The organism is Vibrio gallicus, from assembly GCF_024346875.1.
In the GTDB taxonomy this organism is placed as follows: Bacteria; Pseudomonadota; Gammaproteobacteria; order Enterobacterales; family Vibrionaceae; genus Vibrio; species Vibrio gallicus.
In genome coordinates this window covers 17525-36470 of the sequence record NZ_AP024872.1, presented here as the reverse complement: position 1 = coordinate 36470, position 18946 = coordinate 17525, and the positions used below count along the sequence as shown (strand labels likewise).

Sequence of the window (18946 nt, the reverse complement as noted above, 5' to 3'; positions counted from 1 at the left end):
CCCACTCAAACAGCGATACTAAATGTGTCGACAGGATGTTGGCAGGAATGGAACAAAACCTAATGGATTAGGTATCTTCAGGATGAAGATTTGATGACTTAGGATTAGTTATCAGCATGGAAGTGACACTCTAGGATAGAGTTTGCCAGTCAGGATGACAGGCTCAAATGGACACCGCTAGGATGGCGATGACAGGGATTTAGGTTAACGGAATTTAACCACTATCAAGGAATGATGCAGGGAGCACTTTTAGTAGCCGGATTGCTGCAAAGAGAAATAGACCCCACTCGGGTAACCGGGTGGGGTTTTCTTTTGCTTGCTACATCATGAAATTTGTATTTTCTTGTACTACTAAACTTTTTATAAACCATTGCGCTGATTAGTCATGCTATGTTGAGTTCGAACTCTAAATTTAGCTAATACTAGGATGCAGATATGCACAATGAAAACGCAACTGGTCGATGCCCTGTCATGCATGGCGCCAACACAACATTAGGCGGCAAAGCCACTAAAAATATTGATTGGTGGCCGAATCAATTAAATCTTAAAATCCTTCATCAGAATGACAGCAAGTCGAACCCTATGGGTGAAGACTTTAACTATGTCCTCGCTTTTAACCAATTAGACCTCAAAGAAGTTAAGCAAGATTTAACTGCATTGATGACCGATTCAAAATCATGGTGGCCAGCTGACTATGGTCACTACGGCCCATTTATGATTCGTATGGCATGGCATTCAGCGGGCACATACCGCACCTCAGATGGGCGCGGTGGTGCAAATACCGGTAATCAACGCTTTGCTCCGCTCAATAGCTGGCCTGACAACGGTAACCTAGATAAAGCTCGTCGTTTACTATGGCCAATCAAAAAGAAATATGGCAACAGCCTATCATGGGCAGATCTGTACATCCTTGCTGGGAATGTTGCTCTAGAAAGTATGGGACTTAAGACCTTCGGCTTTGCTGGCGGTCGTGAAGATATTTGGGAACCAGAAGAAGATATCTACTGGGGAGCAGAGAGTGAATGGCTTGGAGACGAGCGCCATAGCGAAGACGAACTGGAGAAACCGTTAGCGGCAGTTCAAATGGGGCTTATCTATGTTAACCCTGAAGGCCCAAATGGTAACCCAAGCATCCTTGCTTCAGGTCGTGATATTCGTGATACCTTTGCGCGCATGGGCATGAATGATGAAGAAACCGTAGCATTAGTGGCTGGCGGTCACACCTTTGGTAAAACCCATGGTGCGGCTGATGACGCATTAATGGGGCCTGCTCCAGAAGCTGCACCATTAGAAGAAATGGGCTTTGGTTGGAACAATAGCTACGGAACTGGGCATGGTGACGACACCACTACCAGTGGTATTGAAGGTGCATGGACACCAAACCCAATTCAGTGGGATAACGGCTACTTTGATATGCTATTTGGCTATGATTGGGATCTAGAAAAAAGCCCAGCAGGTGCTTGGCAATGGGTTGCGATAGGTGTCAAAGAAGAACATAAAGCGCCTCAAGCGCATGATTCTTCAAAGCGTGTTAAAACCATTATGACTACCGCAGATATGGCCATGCGTATGGACCCTATCTATGGCGAGATTTCTGCTCGATTTCACAAACACCCAGAGCTGTTTGCTGATGCTTTTGCTCGGGCATGGTTTAAGCTAACTCACCGCGATATGGGTCCAAAAAGTCGCTACCTTGGTGAAGAAGTACCAAGCGAAAACTTGATCTGGCAAGACCCATTACCGAGTCAACCTAGCGATGCCATCAACCTAGATGACATTCAGTTACTCAAACAAAAGATTGCTGCAACAAGCCTAAGCATTACCGAACGCGTTTATACAGCTTGGTCTTCTGCTTCTACTTTCCGTGGTTCAGATTTCCGTGGTGGTGCAAATGGCGCACGAATCCAATTAGCACCACAAGCTAGCTGGGAAGTAAACCAACCGCAACAACTCTCTAAAGTACTCGACGTTTATCGTCAAGTTCAGCAAGAGTTTAATCAAGATGGACGTTATGTCTCTATCGCGGATCTTATTGTACTTGGTGGTAATCTCGCTATCGAACAAGCGGCAACAGCGGGGGGTCAAAGTGTTGAGTTAGTATTTAATTCAGGTCGCGTCGATGCAACGCAAGAAGATACTGACATTGAAGCCTTTACCCTGCTTGAACCAAGCGCAGATGGATTCCGCAACTACGCACCTAAAGTATATTCAATTCCAGCAGAGGAAATGCTACTAGATAAAGCACAGCTGCTTGGTCTGAGTGCACCAGAAATGACGGTATTGATTGGTGGCATGCGCGTACTTGGCGCAAACTATGGCGGAACAAATCATGGTGTACTCACCCAAACTCCTGGCGTGCTAAACAATGAATTCTTCGTCAACCTAACCGATATGGCAACCGAGTGGAAGCCGGTTTGCCCTAACAACAGTGCGTATGTTGGTATTAATCGTGACACTGGTGAGAAAAAATGGACCGCTACTCGTGTTGATCTAGTATTTGGTTCTAACTCTCAGTTGCGTGCTATAGCTGAACTGTACGCTTGTGATGATGCAAACCAAAAATTCATCGAAGACTTTGCCCAAGTATGGACTAAAGTGATGAATGCTGACCGTTTTGATATCTAGATAAATCAAAACCCTAACCCCAGTTAAACTCATGCTTAGCTGGGGTTATTTTATTAAACTAGAATAGGCAGCGAAATAACAAACCGTGCTCCCTTCACCCCATCAGAGTCCGCATAAATCGTTCCGCCCTGTACTTCTAATAGTCCTTTAACAATACTTAGTCCCAGTCCTGATTGACCATCATACCCACTGCGAGCAACCTCTACCTTGTAGAATCGTTCAAAGATATTCTCAAGTATGGCCGGATCTATCCCGCAGCCATTGTCAGATACCTCTATTTCACAACGCTCACCAGCACGGCGAGCAGACAGGCCAATTACGCCAAATTCTGGAGTATATCTAAGAGCATTATTGATTAGGTTTCCCATGACTTGCAGCATTCGCCCTTCATCGATATAAACACTAGGCAACTGTGAGTTTAACTCAAGATGAAGTGAAATATTGACCGCACGGCAGTTTGCATCAAAGCGTTTTCTAGCATCTTGCATAAACTCAGTAACTGGCACTGATGCAAGCTCAAGCTCCAAGCTCTGAGAGTCCGTTTTTGCTAATAGGTTCATATCCTTAATTAGCCTGTCCATCCGATCTACTTCAGAGGCCATTATTTCTAATCTAGCGCTATCCAAGTGAATATCACCCTGTTGAGCCATTTCTAGATAACCAGAAATAACTTGCAACGGAGAGCTCAAATCATGGGTAACATCTGCGGTTAATTGACGCCGCTTTTGATCCGCTTGAGAGATACTGCTACTCATAGAATTAAACCCTTTAGCCAATTCACCTAATTCATTATTTGCAGTAATAGGCACCTTCTGCAAAAGCCGCCCCTGTGACATGGAAGACATAGCGTTGTGTAGTAAATCCATAGGTTTAAGTAGCCATCGCGAAAGTATCAAGCCTAGGATTAACGAAGCAAACATACCGATAACTACTGCAACAAAAAGTGTCTCATGTAGGTTCCCTAAGAACACATCGAGTTGAGATTCAAGACTTAAGCCGGTTGCCTCCGGCAGAATAATCCACGCCACTAGCTGATTATGAACATAGATAGGTTGCGCGTTAGACAAAAACGCTGAGGACACATAGTCCCCCTCAAGAAAAGTTAGAAATGGCACTAAAGCATGATTCTCTGAGGTCACGATACCGTGCCGCTTTGGATATCTTAAATTCTGGCGAGGGTCAGGATGGACCTGCATTCTAGGACGATCAGGACCATAATTAGGGTGCAGTATTGCAAAATAGTCAGAGAAGCCTTCCCAGCTTTGTTCGCTCTGATACCATGCAATAACTTCTTGCTTCATTTCTTTTGTTTGATAGGTAAGCGTAAGCTCATTTACACGCTGTTCAGAGGTAAAATAAGTAATGAAATAGGTGGTGGTTGCAGTCAATAAACTCACTAACAGGTAAGTTGCAATCAACTGACAGCGCAGCGATACTCGCATCAGGCTCCCTCCTTCAGTCTGTATCCCACTCCAAATATGGATTCGATTTCTAGCCCATTGCCACAATAAGGATGCAGTTTTTTACGCAGATTTCGGATATGAATTTTTAGTGTCGCTTCACTACCACTAAAACCTTGTTCCATCATTTGACAGCACAATTCCGACTTGGAAACTGCGCGAGTTTTATTTCGTAGTAAGGTGACCAATAAAGTATATTCAACTTTGGTTACTGCTATACGCTCTGCTTTCACAAACACTTCACTTGAGTTGAGATCTAAGCTTAGTGGGCCTGCCTGTAAGCTAACCCCGGTTGGATGCGAGATAGAAGCTCTTTTTAAAACCGCATTTACTCTAGCCAGTAACTCCATCATACGAAAAGGTTTACTGATGTAGTCATCCGCTCCTAGCTCAAACCCTGTAACTATGTCTTGCTCTTGTTGCTTGGCGCTAATCACGATGACAGGTAGGCTGCTTTTAGCTCGTAATTTTTTGATAAATGCATATCCATCCATCACCGGCATCATGATATCAAGTAACACTAAATCGGGATTGTCATGCTCAATACAATGCATCGCATCCAATCCATTTGATGCACAGCTCACTGCAAAATGATTGCTAGTCAGAAAGTCGGTTAGAAGGTGCTGAACATTAAGTTTATCTTCAACAATGAGTACACGCTTATTTGTCATACGTATTTGATTGGGTCATGAGTCTAGAGAGAAGGTAAACATATCATTAGCGAACCAGTTAATCTGATAAGGCGATCTCTAAAATCACACCTATTAGTTATAAAATACTACAAATGTACATATGAATTTGGGACATACACCTAAATTGAAGTGTGTGTCTCTTTAACTGGCTTTTAGATTAGGTGTGTGTCCTGAATTTGGCTGGATTGTGGAGTTGTCGCTAAATGGCAATTATTGTCATATCTATTAGCTAAAATAGCACTCAGATTACAGCGTTTAAGCTCAATCAAGTTACTAATTCAATAGAGAGAAGAGTGCATGACAAACATCGAGAAAACTTATGGGTTCAACACTTCACAACGCTTATTTGTTGGTTACACGCTAGCCATATTGGTTGACCTAGTGGTGCTGAATTTCTTCGATGAGTATTGGGGCTTTGTTAACATAGAATCATTTACTATCTCTTTAATAGCCGCGATTTTGCTACAGCTTTTACTTAAGCTGTCTATTGGCTTAGAGCATAAATGCGCCAACTATTTTAAATCAAAGCCAGGTAAAGCACCGAAATTTTACCGAGCAATATCAACGTACATTATCTTGGTTGGCTCTAAGTTTGTGATGCTAGAAGCCATCAATATCTTATTTGGTGACAAGGTGCAATTTACAGGCCCATGGAATGGCGTGGTGGCGTTTTTTGCGGTGGTTTTCAGCATACTGATTGCAGAGATTATTATCTCTAGGATCTACTTTGCATTAGATGACAAGCCTACATCAAACATGGTTAATGAGGCCTGATAAGCAGATAAACAAAAAAGGGCGCTCTCTTCCATGTCGTTGAGCCTGATACTTCATGGATGAAAGCGCCGCTAATCTGTTTAAATTATTTATAACGAAAGGATAATGCCTGCAATAGAAGCACTCATTAAGTTAGCAAGCACCCCGGCTGCAATTGCTCTAAAGCCCATCTTAGCAATAAAGGTTCTGCGTTCAGGGATAAGGCTACCTAGCCCACCGATGAGCATCGCCATAGTAGAAATATTGGCAAAGCCACACAATGCAAAAGTCACAATCGCCAAAGAGTGTGCACTCAATTGGTCTTTAACCTGCATCATCTGGATAAAGGCGACAAATTCGTTCACGACAACCTTACTACCGATCAGTGAACCTGCGGTTAAGGCTTCGCTCCAAGGTATACCGATAAGATAAGCCACTGGAGCAAACACGTAACCCAAAATCATTTCAAAGCTTAAGCCTTGATATCCGAAGAAATCACCGATACTACCTAGCAAGCCATTTAACAGCGCAATCACGCTAATAAAAGCGATTAAGGTTGCCCCTACGGAAACCGCTATACGTAAGCCAGACATTGCACCATCAGCAAGGGCTTCAACTACATTGGCTGCACGCGGCAACTCTACCGAGGTAATTTCCTGCTCTGAATATTGATTATCAGTTTCAGGCATCATAATTTTAGCCATCAACAACCCAGCAGGAGCGGACATAAACGCCGCAGCGATTAAGAAATTAAGATCAACACCCAACGAGGCATAACCCACCAAGGTGCCACCAGCAACTGAAGCTAACCCGCAAGTCATAACAGCAAAGAACTGCGAATCACTCATGTTTTTAAGATATGGCTTAACGACTAATGGTGCTTCAACCATACCCACAAAGATATTGGCTGTCGCAGATAAGGATTCAGCACGCCCGGTACCAAGTAGCTTTTGCAAGCCACCACCTAAAATATTGATAACTTTTGGCATAATACCAAGGTGATAAAGGGCAGATATCAGTGCCGAGAAAAAAATAATAATGCCAAGCACGTTAATTGCAAACACAAACCCAACTTTACCTTTAGCAAGGTCGCCAAACATAAAACCAATGCCTTGTTGCCCGTACTCAATCACACTCGATACACCTTGAGTAAATGAGTGCAATGCCTCCTTTCCGGCAGGAACATACAATACAAGTAATGCAAAAAGGATTTGCAGACTAAAAGCCAAACCAACGGTTCTTAGATTTATTTTAGTGCGGTTGGTAGACAATAAATAAGCAAAAGCAAAAATGGCAATTACACCAAATATTGAGTTCATTTCAGGTGGCCTTAACGGTCTTTAGACTAAAGGCGCGCATTCTAATTGCAGGGCAAAACTTAACAAGTCACAATTGTTGCAAAAGAATCTCAAAATCAATCACCACCAACCAACAAAAAAAATAAGCCATTGAAAATAAAGTAATTTAAAACCTATATTTTCCAAGTGGAAAAGGTGATTATTTGTATATGGAAAATATTTTACCTAGAATTTCACTTGCGGCCGCAAAGCCTGATCCCAATATGTTGGACGACCGATGCGTTGCTTAAAGAACTCGATTACCGCACTTATCTTAGTCGGCAGATGCTTTCGCTTTGGATAGACAGCATAAAACGGCATACTTTGATTCGCTTTCCAATCGGGTAGTAACTGTATCAACTTACCACTCTTAAACTCATCCGTAAGCAAGTAGCTCGCTAAATAGGCCACTCCCCACCCAGAAAGAGCGGCATCTCTGACGGCTTCGGCAAGATCTACCTTATAGTTACCAGAGACCCCTACCGTCAATGACTCTCCATTTTTAGCAAAAGACCAACGGCTATAGTCTCTTTGTAAGCTTCTATATATTAAACAGTTATGACTAGCCAATTGCTCTGGGTGAGTGGGCGCTTGATAGTGCGTGAGGTAATCCGGTGAAGCTACTACGATAAATTTAGATTCGGCTAATCGCTGTGCAACATACCCTTCAGGAAGCACTTCATAATTGGTGATCCACAAGTCCAACCCTTCAGCCAACATATCTGCTTTATGGTCAAACAGGCTCAATTCAACCTGTAATTCAGGAAATAGCGCTCGTAATTCATTGATAGCTGGTAATATATGCATAGTACCAAAAGACTGTGCCAGCCCTATTTTTATAGTCCCAGTCACGTCATTGCGGTCGGTTTCGATCGCACTACTGGCTTCATTCACCGCCTGTACTACCTGCTCTGCATAATCAAAATAATGCTGTCCAGCTTGGGTCAAAGCCAAGCTGCGCGTGGTGCGTTGAAGGAGTTGAATGTTGAGCTCTTTCTCTAATAAAGAAAGCTGTTTGCTTACGTAAGAAGTTGAAACTCCAAGCCTTTTCGCTGCATTAGTAAAGCTTCCTGCTAAAACTAGGGTATGAAACACCACCATTTGCCCAGCTCTTTCATGAATCAAAACACTTGCTCCATCTGTTATAGTTTCCCACTAAGCATGGCATGCATTGCGATCACTAGCCATTGATTTGCAATCAAAGCATGGGTCGCTCTAAAGGCGTAAAGATGCTTTACTATTTATCTCAAGCGGTTGTTATTGTTGGTATAAGTAATATGGAAATAAAAATACTTAAAAGCTTTGTGGTGGTTGCACAGCATCGCAGTTTCTCTAAAGCGGCTCAGGAGTTAAATACGGTTCAACCGGCTATCAGTCGCCACATATCACGCCTAGAAGATGAACTTGGGGTAAAGTTATTTTTTCGAACCTCTCGCGAAGTCATCATTACTGCGGCAGGTGAGCAATTGTTAAAGGATGCGACACATCTAATCGAACAAACTGAACGCTCAAAACAAGCCATTATCAACGCCGCAAACGGGCAGATAGGTCACTTAACTATAGGTTACCTGGGAGGCGCTACACTTTCATTTCTTCCCGGTCTAGTGCGCCAATACATCCAAAATAACCCTGCCATTGAAGTCGATTTGATAGAAATGACCGCATCCGAACAGCTTGTTGCCCTACAGAATAGAAAAATTGACCTTAGCCTATCTCGACCACTGCCTGAGTCGGTCCAACAAGAATTCTCTTCAACTAATATCTACACCGATCAGTTGGTGGCTACCGTACCTATTGATCACCCTCTTGCTAACCAAAAAACTATCGATCTTAAACAGTTACAGCATGAAGCTTTTATCCTATTTGCACGAGATGAAGCAGTAGGACTGTTCGATTCGGTCATTAAACATTGCCAGTTAGCTGGGTTTTCGCCTCAAATAAAAAGCCAACCCACTCATATGCAAACCGTTTTGACTCAGGTTGCGTCCGGCCTTGGCGTTTCAATCACGCCTTATGCGGTAAAAGATCTGCGCTGTAGCGAATGCCGGTTTATCTCAATTCGCACAATTAATGCCGATATACCCTTACAAATGACCTATCAGTCTCACGCCCTCTCCCCTACAACCAAAAAGTTTATCGAACTTGTCGAGCGCAACATCCCTTCCATTCGCAATACAATGCAAAGGTGATCTATACCAAAATTGTATTGAATCTAAATTAAATGGCTATTTCTGTTATTAATGTGTATTCCCTAAACTAGCCGCATCAACCGCAAGTTAATAGGGTAATCCCATGCAACAACAACCTTTAAGTAAAGCTCGCCTACTTTTAATGTCGAGCGCAGTGTCCGCTACCGCCGCCAACCTTTATTATAATCAACCAATATTGCCACAAATTGGGCATGACCTTGGGTTAACCAGTGCCCAACTTGGAACCATTCCTGCTGCGGGTCAAATTGGTTATGCTACGGCACTCCTGTTATTGTCCCCTCTCGGAGATAAACTGCCACGTAGACGCTTAATCAGCGTCTTATCCATGCTGTTAATCACCTCTTCTTTACTCGCGTTCTCAGCTAATAGTTTATTGGTGTTAATTGTCGCTTGTTTTGCTATTGGCTTAAGCGCAAACATTACTCAGCAGTTGATTCCATTTGCTGCATCACTAAGCACCCCCGAAAACAAAGGCAAGGTAATTGGCACCTTAATGACAGGACTAACTATCGGTATATTGCTGTCTCGAACCTTAAGCGGATTTATAGGGGAGCAATTTGGGTGGCGGGCCGTGTTCTTAATGTCAGCCTCACTAGCAACCCTATTTGGTTTATTGCTATATAAGTTTCTTCCGGAAAACAAACCAACCAATAACATGCCCTATCTACAGCTAGTGGCAAGTATGGGCTCTTTACTCAAACAGCATCTAATTTTGCGTCAATCAGCATTAACCGGTGCATTCTGGTTCGCCTCATTTAATGCACTCTGGGCAACCCTAGCATTACATGTGCATCAATCACCATTTAACTACGATGCACAACAAGCAGGATTATTTGGCATCATAGCCTTAGCCGGGGTTGTTGGAGCAAGGGTTTCGGGTGTATTAGTTGCAAAGGTCGGGTCGCGTAACATGATCAACGCAGCCCTATTGCTTATCGCATCAGGCTTTATTGTATCGGCGCTATTTGGTAATAATTTAATTGGACTTATCGCAGGTATTATCTTGGTCGACCTTGGCGTGTTTAGCGCGCAAGTTTCAAACCAGGTACGTGTATTCTCGATTGACCCTACGGCGCAAAGTCGCATCAATGGCATCTATATGCTCGGATATTATCTAGGTGGCGCATTTGGGTCTTTTGCGGGGGTAATGGCATTTGAACACCTTGGTTGGAGTGGTGTCGCTGGGTTTAGCGTAATTATGGTTTTAGGTAGCCTCATTACCAACAACCTAGTATCCGCAGCTAAGAAAGCAGAAAACAAACAATAAAAAAGCGCCGAGGATCTATTCAATCCTCGGCGCTTTTGCAATGTGATACTGTTACGAACAAGCCTTTAAGCACTCACATTAGTAACAATGTGTAGAGCAATATCAGTACCTTATAGACTCAAATAGATTAAGCAATTTGAGTCATTTCGTTGAGAGTAAATGCCTCTACTGCACCCTCAGTTGCCGCCATATAGTCAGCTAAGTGCGTATTTGCCATGTGGATTTGCCATAGTTCACGAGAAACCCAGTTTTCATAAAAGGTAAAGTGCGCTGGATTCTCATTGTCTTGGTGGAGGTCATAGTTAATGCATCCATCTTCAGCACGAGTGATATCAATCAGCTTTAAAAGCTCTTCTTTTACAAGTTCAATTGAGTCTGCTTTAGCAATGATGTTTGCAACGATAGTTAATTTAGTCATGATCATAGTCTCTACTGTGGTTTGGTAACGATGCAAGGCTCAACGCCTCACTGGTATGGATGCATAATAGAATCTTATAACTATCGAATAAACAGCGTAATTTTTGAATAATATTCAAAAATTAATTGAAAATAGCATAAGAGCTTAATTTCATAGGTGTTTAGCCCATAAAGGTGTAACAAAATAAAAATAAGGCTTTACAATGATCGAAACTGCTGTAATATCACCCTCGCTCTGTAACGTAGAGTTATTTAAGAACAGTAAGTAAAAGTAAGTCTTGAGAATTCCTTCGTAGTTGTTGTAAACCTCTGTGATCCCTTAGCTTCATCTTAAATTTAGATAACTCTTAAACTCAGTTCAATCGCAAATGGCGATATAATTTAATCAAAAAACATCAAGGGACATATCATGTCAAATAAAGCAACTGGTTCAGTAAAATGGTTTAACGAAGAGAAAGGTTTCGGTTTCATTTCTCAAGATAACGGCGGTGCTGACGTATTCGTTCACTTCCGTGCAATCGCTTCTGACGGTTTCCGTACTCTTGCTGAAGGCCAAAAAGTGTCTTTCGAAGTTGAGCAAGGTCAAAAAGGTCTTCAAGCTGCTAACGTTACTGTTATCTAAGCTTACCTTTTTAGAAAAAAGCAAGCCTATGGCTTGCTTTTTTTCGTTTGGAAACCAGTAAATTTCGTACAATAATATCAATCATTCCTAAACCAATCTTCACCTTCCGTTAAACACTTCTCATCCCCCTAGAACAACATCAAGTACCGTTCATATATCACTAAGATTAGGTTACTCATACTACTTTGCGTAGCTTACGCACCCCTTTCTCAAACGCATGACGCCGGTTAGCCCATCAACAGTTATCCTCACTAAACATGGCAAACTATCTCGTATCAATAATGACATAGCCTCTGCACTGAGTCCGCTGGCAAGAATTTGCTTATCCAGAATCTAGCAGAATCTAGGACAGGCACCTATTACGGTCGGGAAATTAGGGAGCTAGATAGGTGTGTGTCCTGTTTTATAGCACTAAGTCTACTAGCGGGAATTAGCTATCCAGAATCTAGGACAGACACCTATTACGGTCGGAAAATTAGGGATCTAGATAGGTGTGTGTCCTATTTTATAGCACTAAGTCTACTAGCGGGAATTAGCTATCCAGAATCTAGGACAGACACCTATTACGGTCGAGAAATTAGGGAGCTAGATAGGTGTGTGTCCTGTTTTTTAAACAGGTAAGTAATTGATAAATAATAAAACGCCAATATCATCTATTGGCGTTTTGTTCAGGTTGGGTAGAAAGAGTAGTACTAGTATTTGATTGCTATCTTGCCAATCGTAGTACCACTTTCAATCAAACTATGGGCTTGTTTAAACGTTTCTACTTCAAAACCGTGCAGGGTTTGAGTGAGGGTCGATTTAATTCTTCCGCTATCAATCAGGTTTGCTACTTGGAAAAGAATGTGTTGCTGTTGCTGAATATCTTCGGTAGTAAATAGAGAGCGGGTAAACATTAACTCCCAAATAAAGCCCGCAGATTTACCCTGCAAGGCAGATAAATCAATACCTCCATCAAACTCAACAATAGAGCTGATCATGCCTTGAGGCGCAATAAGCTCTACCATCGACTCCCAGTGACCCTTGGTATCTGCGACATTAAAGATGTAGTCAACATGCTCAATACCTTGCTCGCGAACCGATTGTACAAGATCACGGTGGTTAACAACGTAATCCGCCCCCATATCCTTCACCCACTGCTCAGTTTCTGGGCGAGATGCGGTACCGATAACGGTAAGATTAGTCAGTTGCTTCGCAAGTTGAATGGTGATTGAACCCACACCACCAGCACCACCAATTACAAGCAAGGTCTTATTTTCCTCTGCTCGGATACGAAGTCGGTCAAATAGAGCCTCCCAGGCAGTAAGACTGGTTAATGGCATCACAGCGGCTTCTTCATCAGTTAGGCTCAATGGAGCGTGGGAAGCAATGCGATAATCAACAGCTTGGTATTGAGCATGTGCTCCTTGACGAGTTACGTCTCCTGCATAATAGATACGGTCTCCAAGCTCAAAGCCTGTAACCTCACAACCAAGCGCCACGACTTCAGCAACCGCATCGTAGCCAAGCACTCGCGCTTGATCTAGTACTTTATCCTTAGCACTGCGCACACGTATTTTTGCATCAGCTGGATTAATGGAAGTGGCTTTAACCTTAACTAGTAGGTCTTTATCTCCAATTTCTGGCAACGCTTTGGTAAATTCTACAAGGCTCGCTTGTTCACTAATAGGAAGTGATTGAGTAAAACCTATAGCTTTAATATTTGATGGCAATGACATATCCGTATTCTCCAGTTAATCCACTTGATGTGTGTTCGCAATATAGGTTACGCCTATTACTTGCTTAATAAACAGGCCAAACAATGAAACATTATCAAATTTAATTTGATAATTAGTGAGCTATAGCCAAAGCTCATTCTCCAAGTAAAAAACGGCTTAAAGCATATGCCTTAAACCGTTGCAGAAAATACAAATTTTGAGTTTTGCTCTTACCTTTATTGTACCAAGCGCAACCTTTTACTTTGACTACATGTAACCAACCACTGCTTTAGCTCTGTAGGCCATTCAATCGATGGCTCAGCAAAGAACCCACGCAATAAAGAAAAATACAGCGCTTGATCCACAATTGGCAATGTCGACACTCCCGAATTTGGTTCAATTAAAGCCTGAGCATCAATAAGCAGACTATTTACTTGCTCTACAATAGGCTTGGTCTGCTCAAGCAAGTGGTCAAAATTCAGGGCTTGTGTCTCTTTTTTAGCGCGCCATGCCATTTTACTACTATCTGACTGGAACTCTTTCAGATCCAAATTCGACCATCTAGGATAGCCAATACGCTGTATCCACGGAAATGCTTGCTGTTGAAAGGCTAATGTTGCTGCCGATGGCAAACGCGCTTGACTACTATTCGCGGTATCTAGGAAATAAGCAATCATGTCTAAGCTTTCAGCCATAATAGAACCATCATCCTTTTCTAGGACAGGCACCATTTTTTGGCCAATAAGGTTTATCAGAGTGTCTGCATCAGCGTAATCAACCACTACATACTCTATGTCTAAGCCAAGCGTCTGAGCCACAAACGCAACGCGAGCACAAAACGGGCAGTGCTCGTAAATATATAATTTCATGTGTCATCCTTATCAATGCAGAAGCTAAATACTGGTTAATCCACTTAGATTAAGGTACCAAAACTAAACACCTTCGGTTAGGTCGTTATCCTTTGAAACACCATCAAATATTAATAGACAATACAGGACACACACCTCAATGATTCAGAAAATAAGGTGCCTGCCCCAATTAAAAACACTAACTCTACTAGCAATAATGGCTATCCAGAATCTAGGACAGGCACCTATTATGGTCGGGAAATTAGGGGGTGAGATAGGTGTGTGTCCTGTTTTATAGCGGATTATTTAAGCACGGATTTATCAAGGATACCCTTGTCAACCAATTGAGAAAGGACCTGTGCGGTTTGCTGTCGAAAGTAATCTCGAAGCAAGCGAACCGTTGGGGTAATAGACTGCCTGCTAGGGCAAACCAACCACAACTCGGTTGCTGTTGGTTGGTACTCGGGCATGATGCTAAGTACCTTGCCACTCAGTAGGTCGCTAGACATATCTAAGCTCGATTTGATAGCAAGTCCTTGACCAGAAACGCACCAATGGCGCACCAGATCGCCATCATTGGAGGCTCGATTACCATTTAACTTAACCTTATGGACTTCACCATCATAGGTAAACACCCATTCATCTTGAAGAATATCATGCAGTTGATAGAACAGGCCGTTATGTTCACTTAGCTCAGATAAAGTTTCTGGGCAGCCTTTTTTATCTAGGTAAGCCGGACTTGCGCATAGCAGTCGCGGTACATTACAGATCTTGAAACCATACATATTGGCATCATTAGGAGACCCATAACGCAATGCCATATCCACAGAATCTCGATAAAAATCGATATTACTATCACTGATACTGCTTCTGAGCTTTACATTCGGATAGGATTCCAAAAAGCTATCTAGCCAAGGAGTAATGATATTACGCCCCAGATCTGATGACAGCGCAATACGAACTTCACCATCGAATATACCTTGGTCTTGTTTTACATTTTGCTTAGCCTGTTTCAGGATCAGCATCGCCTGTTCACATTGAGGTAGATAACGCTCGCCAGCGGACGATAGGCGTAATTGACGTGTGGTACGGACAAACAACTCAACACCTAACTCAGCCTCTACACGCTTCACCGCAGCACTGGCAGTAGCAGTTCGCATATCAAGATTAGTAGCGGCAGCAGTAATGCTTCGAAATTCCGCAACTTTTAATATGACCTCGAGATCTTGTAACAGCACGTTATCAATCCATATTTGAAAATAATAAGTTTAATGTAACGTGTAAATTGAATAATAGACAGCTGTATAGCACAGTTAATCCATACCTCTCGCGTCTAAAAAACAGTTCCACAAAAAAGCCCCCATAATCTGGAGGCTTAGTTTATCTATCCGGTATATACCGTCTCTTCTGGGTATTTAACTAAGGTCTTTTCTGGCCGCGCTAACATATACGCTAAGGTCAGGGGCCCGATACGGCCAATAATCATCACCACAACCATTATTAACTTTCCGGGTTCAGAAAGATGCGCCGTAAGGCCAGCACTCACCCCAACCGTAGCAAAGGCTGAAATAGTTTCAAACACAACTACCTCAAACGAGGCTTTCTCAGTCACCATCAAGGCAAACGTTGCAATAAATAAGATCAGAGAGCTCACCACGATTATCGCCAATGCACGAGTAACTATTTGATTACTCACCGCTCGCCTAAACAATACGATATGTTCTTTTTGGCGCAAGAAGCTCCACGTTGCCGCAGCCGCTACAACAAAGGTCGACACCTTGATGCCACCGCCGGTTGAGGTTGAACCTGCTCCGATAAGCATTAACAAAATCATGAACAGCATAGAAGCTGATGACATCGACGAAAGATCGATACTGTTGAATCCAGCGGTACGTGCAGTTGCAGATTGGAAGAAAGCCGCTAACCATTGCTGTGATTGTGAAAGAGATCCTAGAGTTGCGCCGTTATGACGCTCTAGAATCCAAAACATCAAGGTACCGATAATCAATAGTGTGGGGGTTGCAATTAGCATTATCTTGGTATGCAACTGAAGATGGCGGCGCTCTCCAGATATCCTATTGGTGACATCACCGATAACCGTAAAGCCCAACCCACCCATAATAAACAATCCAGCAAGGCAGAAGATGACTAATGGATCCCCTACATAACCAACCATGCTGTCAGAAAACAGAGAAAAACCTGCATTATTGAATGCCGAAATTGAGTGAAATAGCGCATAAAATAATCCAGTACTCCATCCCATCTCCGGCACCCATCGATAACTCAGAAGTACAAAACCGATAAACTCAGCAATTAGAGCAAAGTAAATGATACGCTTAACCAACTTACGCAAGTTAACTCGTCTATCTTGTCCTAACGCCTCTTTTGCCAATGCCTGCTGTTGTAGCGAAAGCCGCACTCCAAACATATACAGCAATACTGCAGAAAGCGTCATCTGTCCCAATCCGCCAATTTGCATCAGAAACATCAGCAGGATTTTGCCACTCAGCGTAAAGTGCTGCCCAGTATCAACCACCCCTAAGCCAGTTACACTGATGGCCGAGGTAGCAGTGAATAGTGCATCGGTAATCGATAGCCCAGATACTGAAAAAACAGGCAAAGTCAGTAGCACCGCACATGGCAGCAGTATAAGCAAGAAGGTCACCATGATGATGCGTGGCTCTTGACCCTTGCCGTTATTTTTTTCGTGCCCTATAGAATAAACACGGCTGTCATGGAAGCGAGGAATCATAACAATCTTAGTTTCTGTGCAAGTTCAATGTGAGGTCCGACTAAGATAATCACATCACCCGTTTCTAACGGCTTATCAAAGCTCGGTTGCGTGATAACTTCAGGGCCACGTTTGAGGGCAATAACCTTGGTATCTTCCAGTTTGCACACCGCAAAATCTTTTAACGACTTACCGAGTAAAGAAGAGCTAATCACTACCTCGGTCAACGCCAATCCGCTACCAAGCAAATGGAAATCCTTCACACGCTTATCTAGCATCTGACTGGCTATACGAACGCCCATTTCCTTCTCAGGCATAATGACGCGATCCGCGCCCACTTTTTGTAAGATCTTAGCGTGGAATTTATCGTTCGCCTTCACCCATACCGTTTTGCAGTGTGCCTCTTTGAGCACTAGAGTAGCTAGAATACTGGCGTTGATATCACTACCAATCGAAACCATAACCATATCGTATTCTTCGAGCTTGAGCTCTGCTACGGTATCCTCGTGAGTGCAATCAGCAACGATAGCCTCTGAAGCAAACTCCATAGCGCCTTTTACGTGCTCTTCGTTGATATCGATCGCCAACACCTGCGATCCAGCTTCAGCCAGCTCCTGACATACTGATCTACCGAATCTACCTAAACCAATTACGGCAAACTGCTTTTTGGCTGACTTCATCCATATTCTCCATTTGAACTTAATGTAACTGATTGAGTATAGGGCTATATTTTGATAACGAAATAATGAAATCTTAAAAGATATTTCTCAACAATGAATATCATTTAAGCAAGTAATCGCTGATTTACACTGTAAAGCGGACATATCTTAATAAGCCACAGCTCATGGATAATGATAAAATATCGGCTCAACTCTCCAAACTGCAGTATTTGACATGAAAGGACAAACCTTTACCGATAACGGACAGCACTTCGTTCCTCATTATTTTAGTCTTCCATTAGACTACCAAGACCCGAAATCCAAGCAGATCACCGTCTTTGCTCGTGAGGTAACGACAGCAGAGCACAACGCAGATACGCCGTGGCTGGTGTTCTTTCAAGGGGGACCAGGATTTCAATCGCCCCGCCCTACTTCTGATTTGGCTTGGCTAAATACTGCATTACGAAATTATAGAATACTTCTTTTAGATCAAAGAGGTACTGGATTTAGTAGCCCGATAAATCATCAAACTCTGGCTCATATGAATGCACAGCAGCAAGCTGACTATTTAAGCCTATTTAGAGCTGACAATATTATCCGTGATGCGGAAAAAATACGTGAACAGTTAAGCATAGACAAATGGGCAACCCTAGGCCAAAGCTTCGGCGGGTTTTGTACCCTTACCTACCTTTCTATGTTTCCGCAAAGCCTATTGCGTTCATATATTACCGGAGGCGTACCCTCTATATCTGCGCATCCTGACGAGGTATACAACGCAACCTTCAAGCGCACCAAGCAAAAAAACGAGGCTTTCTTCGAGCAATTCCCTAAAGCGCAGCAGATGTGTCAACAGATAGCTGATCACTTGATGACCCATGAAGAGTTTCTTCCAAATGGACAACGCTTTACCGTACAGCAGTTCCAACAGCTCGGGATCAATTTTGGTATGAGTGGTACTTTCTTGCCTACCTATTACCTACTTGAAAGCGCATTTATCGAGGTCGATGGTAAGCAAGTGCTTAACTATGCCTTCCTAAATGAAATGCTCGCTCAGCAAGGATTTCAAACCAACCCTATCTACGCCATCTTACACGAATCGATCTACTGCCAAGGATTTGCTTCACAATGGAGCGCTCATCGCGTTCGCCAGCAGTACCCAGAGTTCAACTATAAACCAGGCAATAGCTTCTACTTCACAGGAGAAATGGTCTTTCCGTGGATGTTTGAACAATATACCAACCTAAAGCCTCTTCAATCTGCCGCCGAAATACTAGCTAACAAAGCAGACTGGCCTGCACTTTATAATGCAGAGCTACTCGCACAGAACACAGTACCTGTGGCATGCGCTGTGTATGCGGATGATATGTTTGTTGAGATGGATTTGAGCCGCCAAACCCTTTCTCAGATACCAAATAGCCGCGCTTGGATAACCAATGAGTATGAGCACAATGGCTTGCGTGCCGATGGCAGTCGAATTCTAACTCGACTCACTTCCCTAACTGATGCCATTCAATCCAATCTCGATCAGGGTTAATAAGTCGCTGACTCGAGATCCTTCACTCTACACCCCAGCTACAGCTGGGGTGACTGGCGCAGACCCGCAACCTGTTTAACCGCTATCCGCGCAG

Annotated in this window: 16 protein-coding genes; 6 read left to right on the top strand and 10 right to left on the bottom strand. The window is 43.0% G+C overall.

The annotated features are described in order from the left end of the window. Nucleotides 1–435: 435 nt before the first annotated feature. Nucleotides 436–2625: a catalase/peroxidase HPI gene (gene katG, locus OCU28_RS12015; RefSeq protein ID WP_261817933.1), complete on the top strand. Its 2190-nt coding sequence runs from the start codon at nucleotides 436–438 to the stop codon at nucleotides 2623–2625. Between the two features lie 53 nt (nucleotides 2626–2678). On the opposite strand, the gene OCU28_RS12010 is transcribed toward katG, so the two are convergent. Continuing rightward, complete coding sequence (locus OCU28_RS12010; protein WP_261817932.1) at nucleotides 2679–4067, bottom strand: sensor histidine kinase; 1389 nt, start codon at nucleotides 4065–4067, stop codon at nucleotides 2679–2681. Continuing rightward, a complete protein-coding gene (locus tag OCU28_RS12005; protein ID WP_261817931.1) occupies nucleotides 4067–4756 on the bottom strand; it encodes a response regulator transcription factor in 690 nt (229 codons plus the stop codon). The genes OCU28_RS12010 and OCU28_RS12005 overlap by 1 nt, the downstream gene beginning before the upstream one ends. 318 nt (nucleotides 4757–5074) lie before the next feature. Between OCU28_RS12005 and OCU28_RS12000 the strand changes: the two genes are divergently transcribed. After that, a complete protein-coding gene (locus tag OCU28_RS12000) occupies nucleotides 5075–5551 on the top strand; it encodes a hypothetical protein (protein WP_261817930.1) in 477 nt (158 codons plus the stop codon). Nucleotides 5552–5640: 89 nt separating this feature from the next. Here the strand turns inward: OCU28_RS12000 and OCU28_RS11995 are convergent, their stop codons facing one another. Beyond that, nucleotides 5641–6849, bottom strand: coding sequence for a NupC/NupG family nucleoside CNT transporter (locus OCU28_RS11995; protein WP_261817929.1), 1209 nt, complete (start codon nucleotides 6847–6849; stop codon nucleotides 5641–5643). A 204-nt stretch (nucleotides 6850–7053) separates the two neighbouring features. After that, nucleotides 7054–7992, bottom strand: coding sequence for a LysR family transcriptional regulator (locus OCU28_RS11990; protein ID WP_261817928.1), 939 nt, complete (start codon nucleotides 7990–7992; stop codon nucleotides 7054–7056). Between the two features lie 104 nt (nucleotides 7993–8096). On the opposite strand from OCU28_RS11990, the gene OCU28_RS11985 reads away from it, so the two are divergent. Both OCU28_RS11985 and OCU28_RS11980 read left to right on the top strand, forming a co-directional pair. Beyond that, nucleotides 8097–9056 carry a LysR family transcriptional regulator gene (locus tag OCU28_RS11985; RefSeq protein WP_261817927.1) on the top strand — a complete coding sequence of 320 codons (960 nt, stop codon included), beginning with the start codon at nucleotides 8097–8099 and terminating at the stop codon, nucleotides 9054–9056. Nucleotides 9057–9159: 103 nt separating this feature from the next. Beyond that, a complete protein-coding gene (locus OCU28_RS11980) occupies nucleotides 9160–10344 on the top strand; it encodes an MFS transporter (RefSeq protein ID WP_261817926.1) in 1185 nt (394 codons plus the stop codon). A gap of 127 nt (nucleotides 10345–10471) precedes the next feature. On the opposite strand, the gene OCU28_RS11975 is transcribed toward OCU28_RS11980, so the two are convergent. Next, nucleotides 10472–10762: a putative quinol monooxygenase gene (locus OCU28_RS11975; RefSeq protein WP_261817925.1), complete on the bottom strand. Its 291-nt coding sequence runs from the start codon at nucleotides 10760–10762 to the stop codon at nucleotides 10472–10474. A gap of 408 nt (nucleotides 10763–11170) precedes the next feature. On the opposite strand from OCU28_RS11975, the gene cspE reads away from it, so the two are divergent. Next, a complete protein-coding gene (gene cspE, locus OCU28_RS11970) occupies nucleotides 11171–11383 on the top strand; it encodes a transcription antiterminator/RNA stability regulator CspE (protein ID WP_261817924.1) in 213 nt (70 codons plus the stop codon). 692 nt (nucleotides 11384–12075) lie between these two features. On the opposite strand, the gene OCU28_RS11965 is transcribed toward cspE, so the two are convergent. The 5 genes from OCU28_RS11965 to OCU28_RS11945 form a co-directional block, all read right to left on the bottom strand. Further along, nucleotides 12076–13101: a zinc-binding alcohol dehydrogenase family protein gene (locus tag OCU28_RS11965; RefSeq protein WP_261817923.1), complete on the bottom strand. Its 1026-nt coding sequence runs from the start codon at nucleotides 13099–13101 to the stop codon at nucleotides 12076–12078. A gap of 215 nt (nucleotides 13102–13316) precedes the next feature. Beyond that, on the bottom strand, nucleotides 13317–13949 hold the full coding sequence (gene grxB, locus OCU28_RS11960) for a glutaredoxin 2 (RefSeq protein WP_261817922.1): 633 nt from the start codon (nucleotides 13947–13949) through the stop codon (nucleotides 13317–13319). A gap of 281 nt (nucleotides 13950–14230) precedes the next feature. Beyond that, entirely contained in the window at nucleotides 14231–15166 is a 936-nt protein-coding gene (locus OCU28_RS11955; protein WP_261817921.1) for a LysR family transcriptional regulator, read from the bottom strand. Nucleotides 15167–15312: 146 nt separating this feature from the next. Beyond that, the gene (locus tag OCU28_RS11950) at nucleotides 15313–16680 is read right to left on the bottom strand and encodes a TrkH family potassium uptake protein (protein WP_261817920.1); all 1368 of its coding nucleotides are present in this window, start codon (nucleotides 16678–16680) and stop codon (nucleotides 15313–15315) included. Further along, a complete protein-coding gene (locus OCU28_RS11945; protein ID WP_261817919.1) occupies nucleotides 16677–17339 on the bottom strand; it encodes a potassium channel family protein in 663 nt (220 codons plus the stop codon). The genes OCU28_RS11950 and OCU28_RS11945 overlap by 4 nt, the downstream gene beginning before the upstream one ends. 214 nt (nucleotides 17340–17553) lie before the next feature. On the opposite strand from OCU28_RS11945, the gene OCU28_RS11940 reads away from it, so the two are divergent. After that, nucleotides 17554–18852: an alpha/beta hydrolase gene (locus OCU28_RS11940; protein WP_261817918.1), complete on the top strand. Its 1299-nt coding sequence runs from the start codon at nucleotides 17554–17556 to the stop codon at nucleotides 18850–18852. Nucleotides 18853–18946 lie beyond the last annotated feature (94 nt).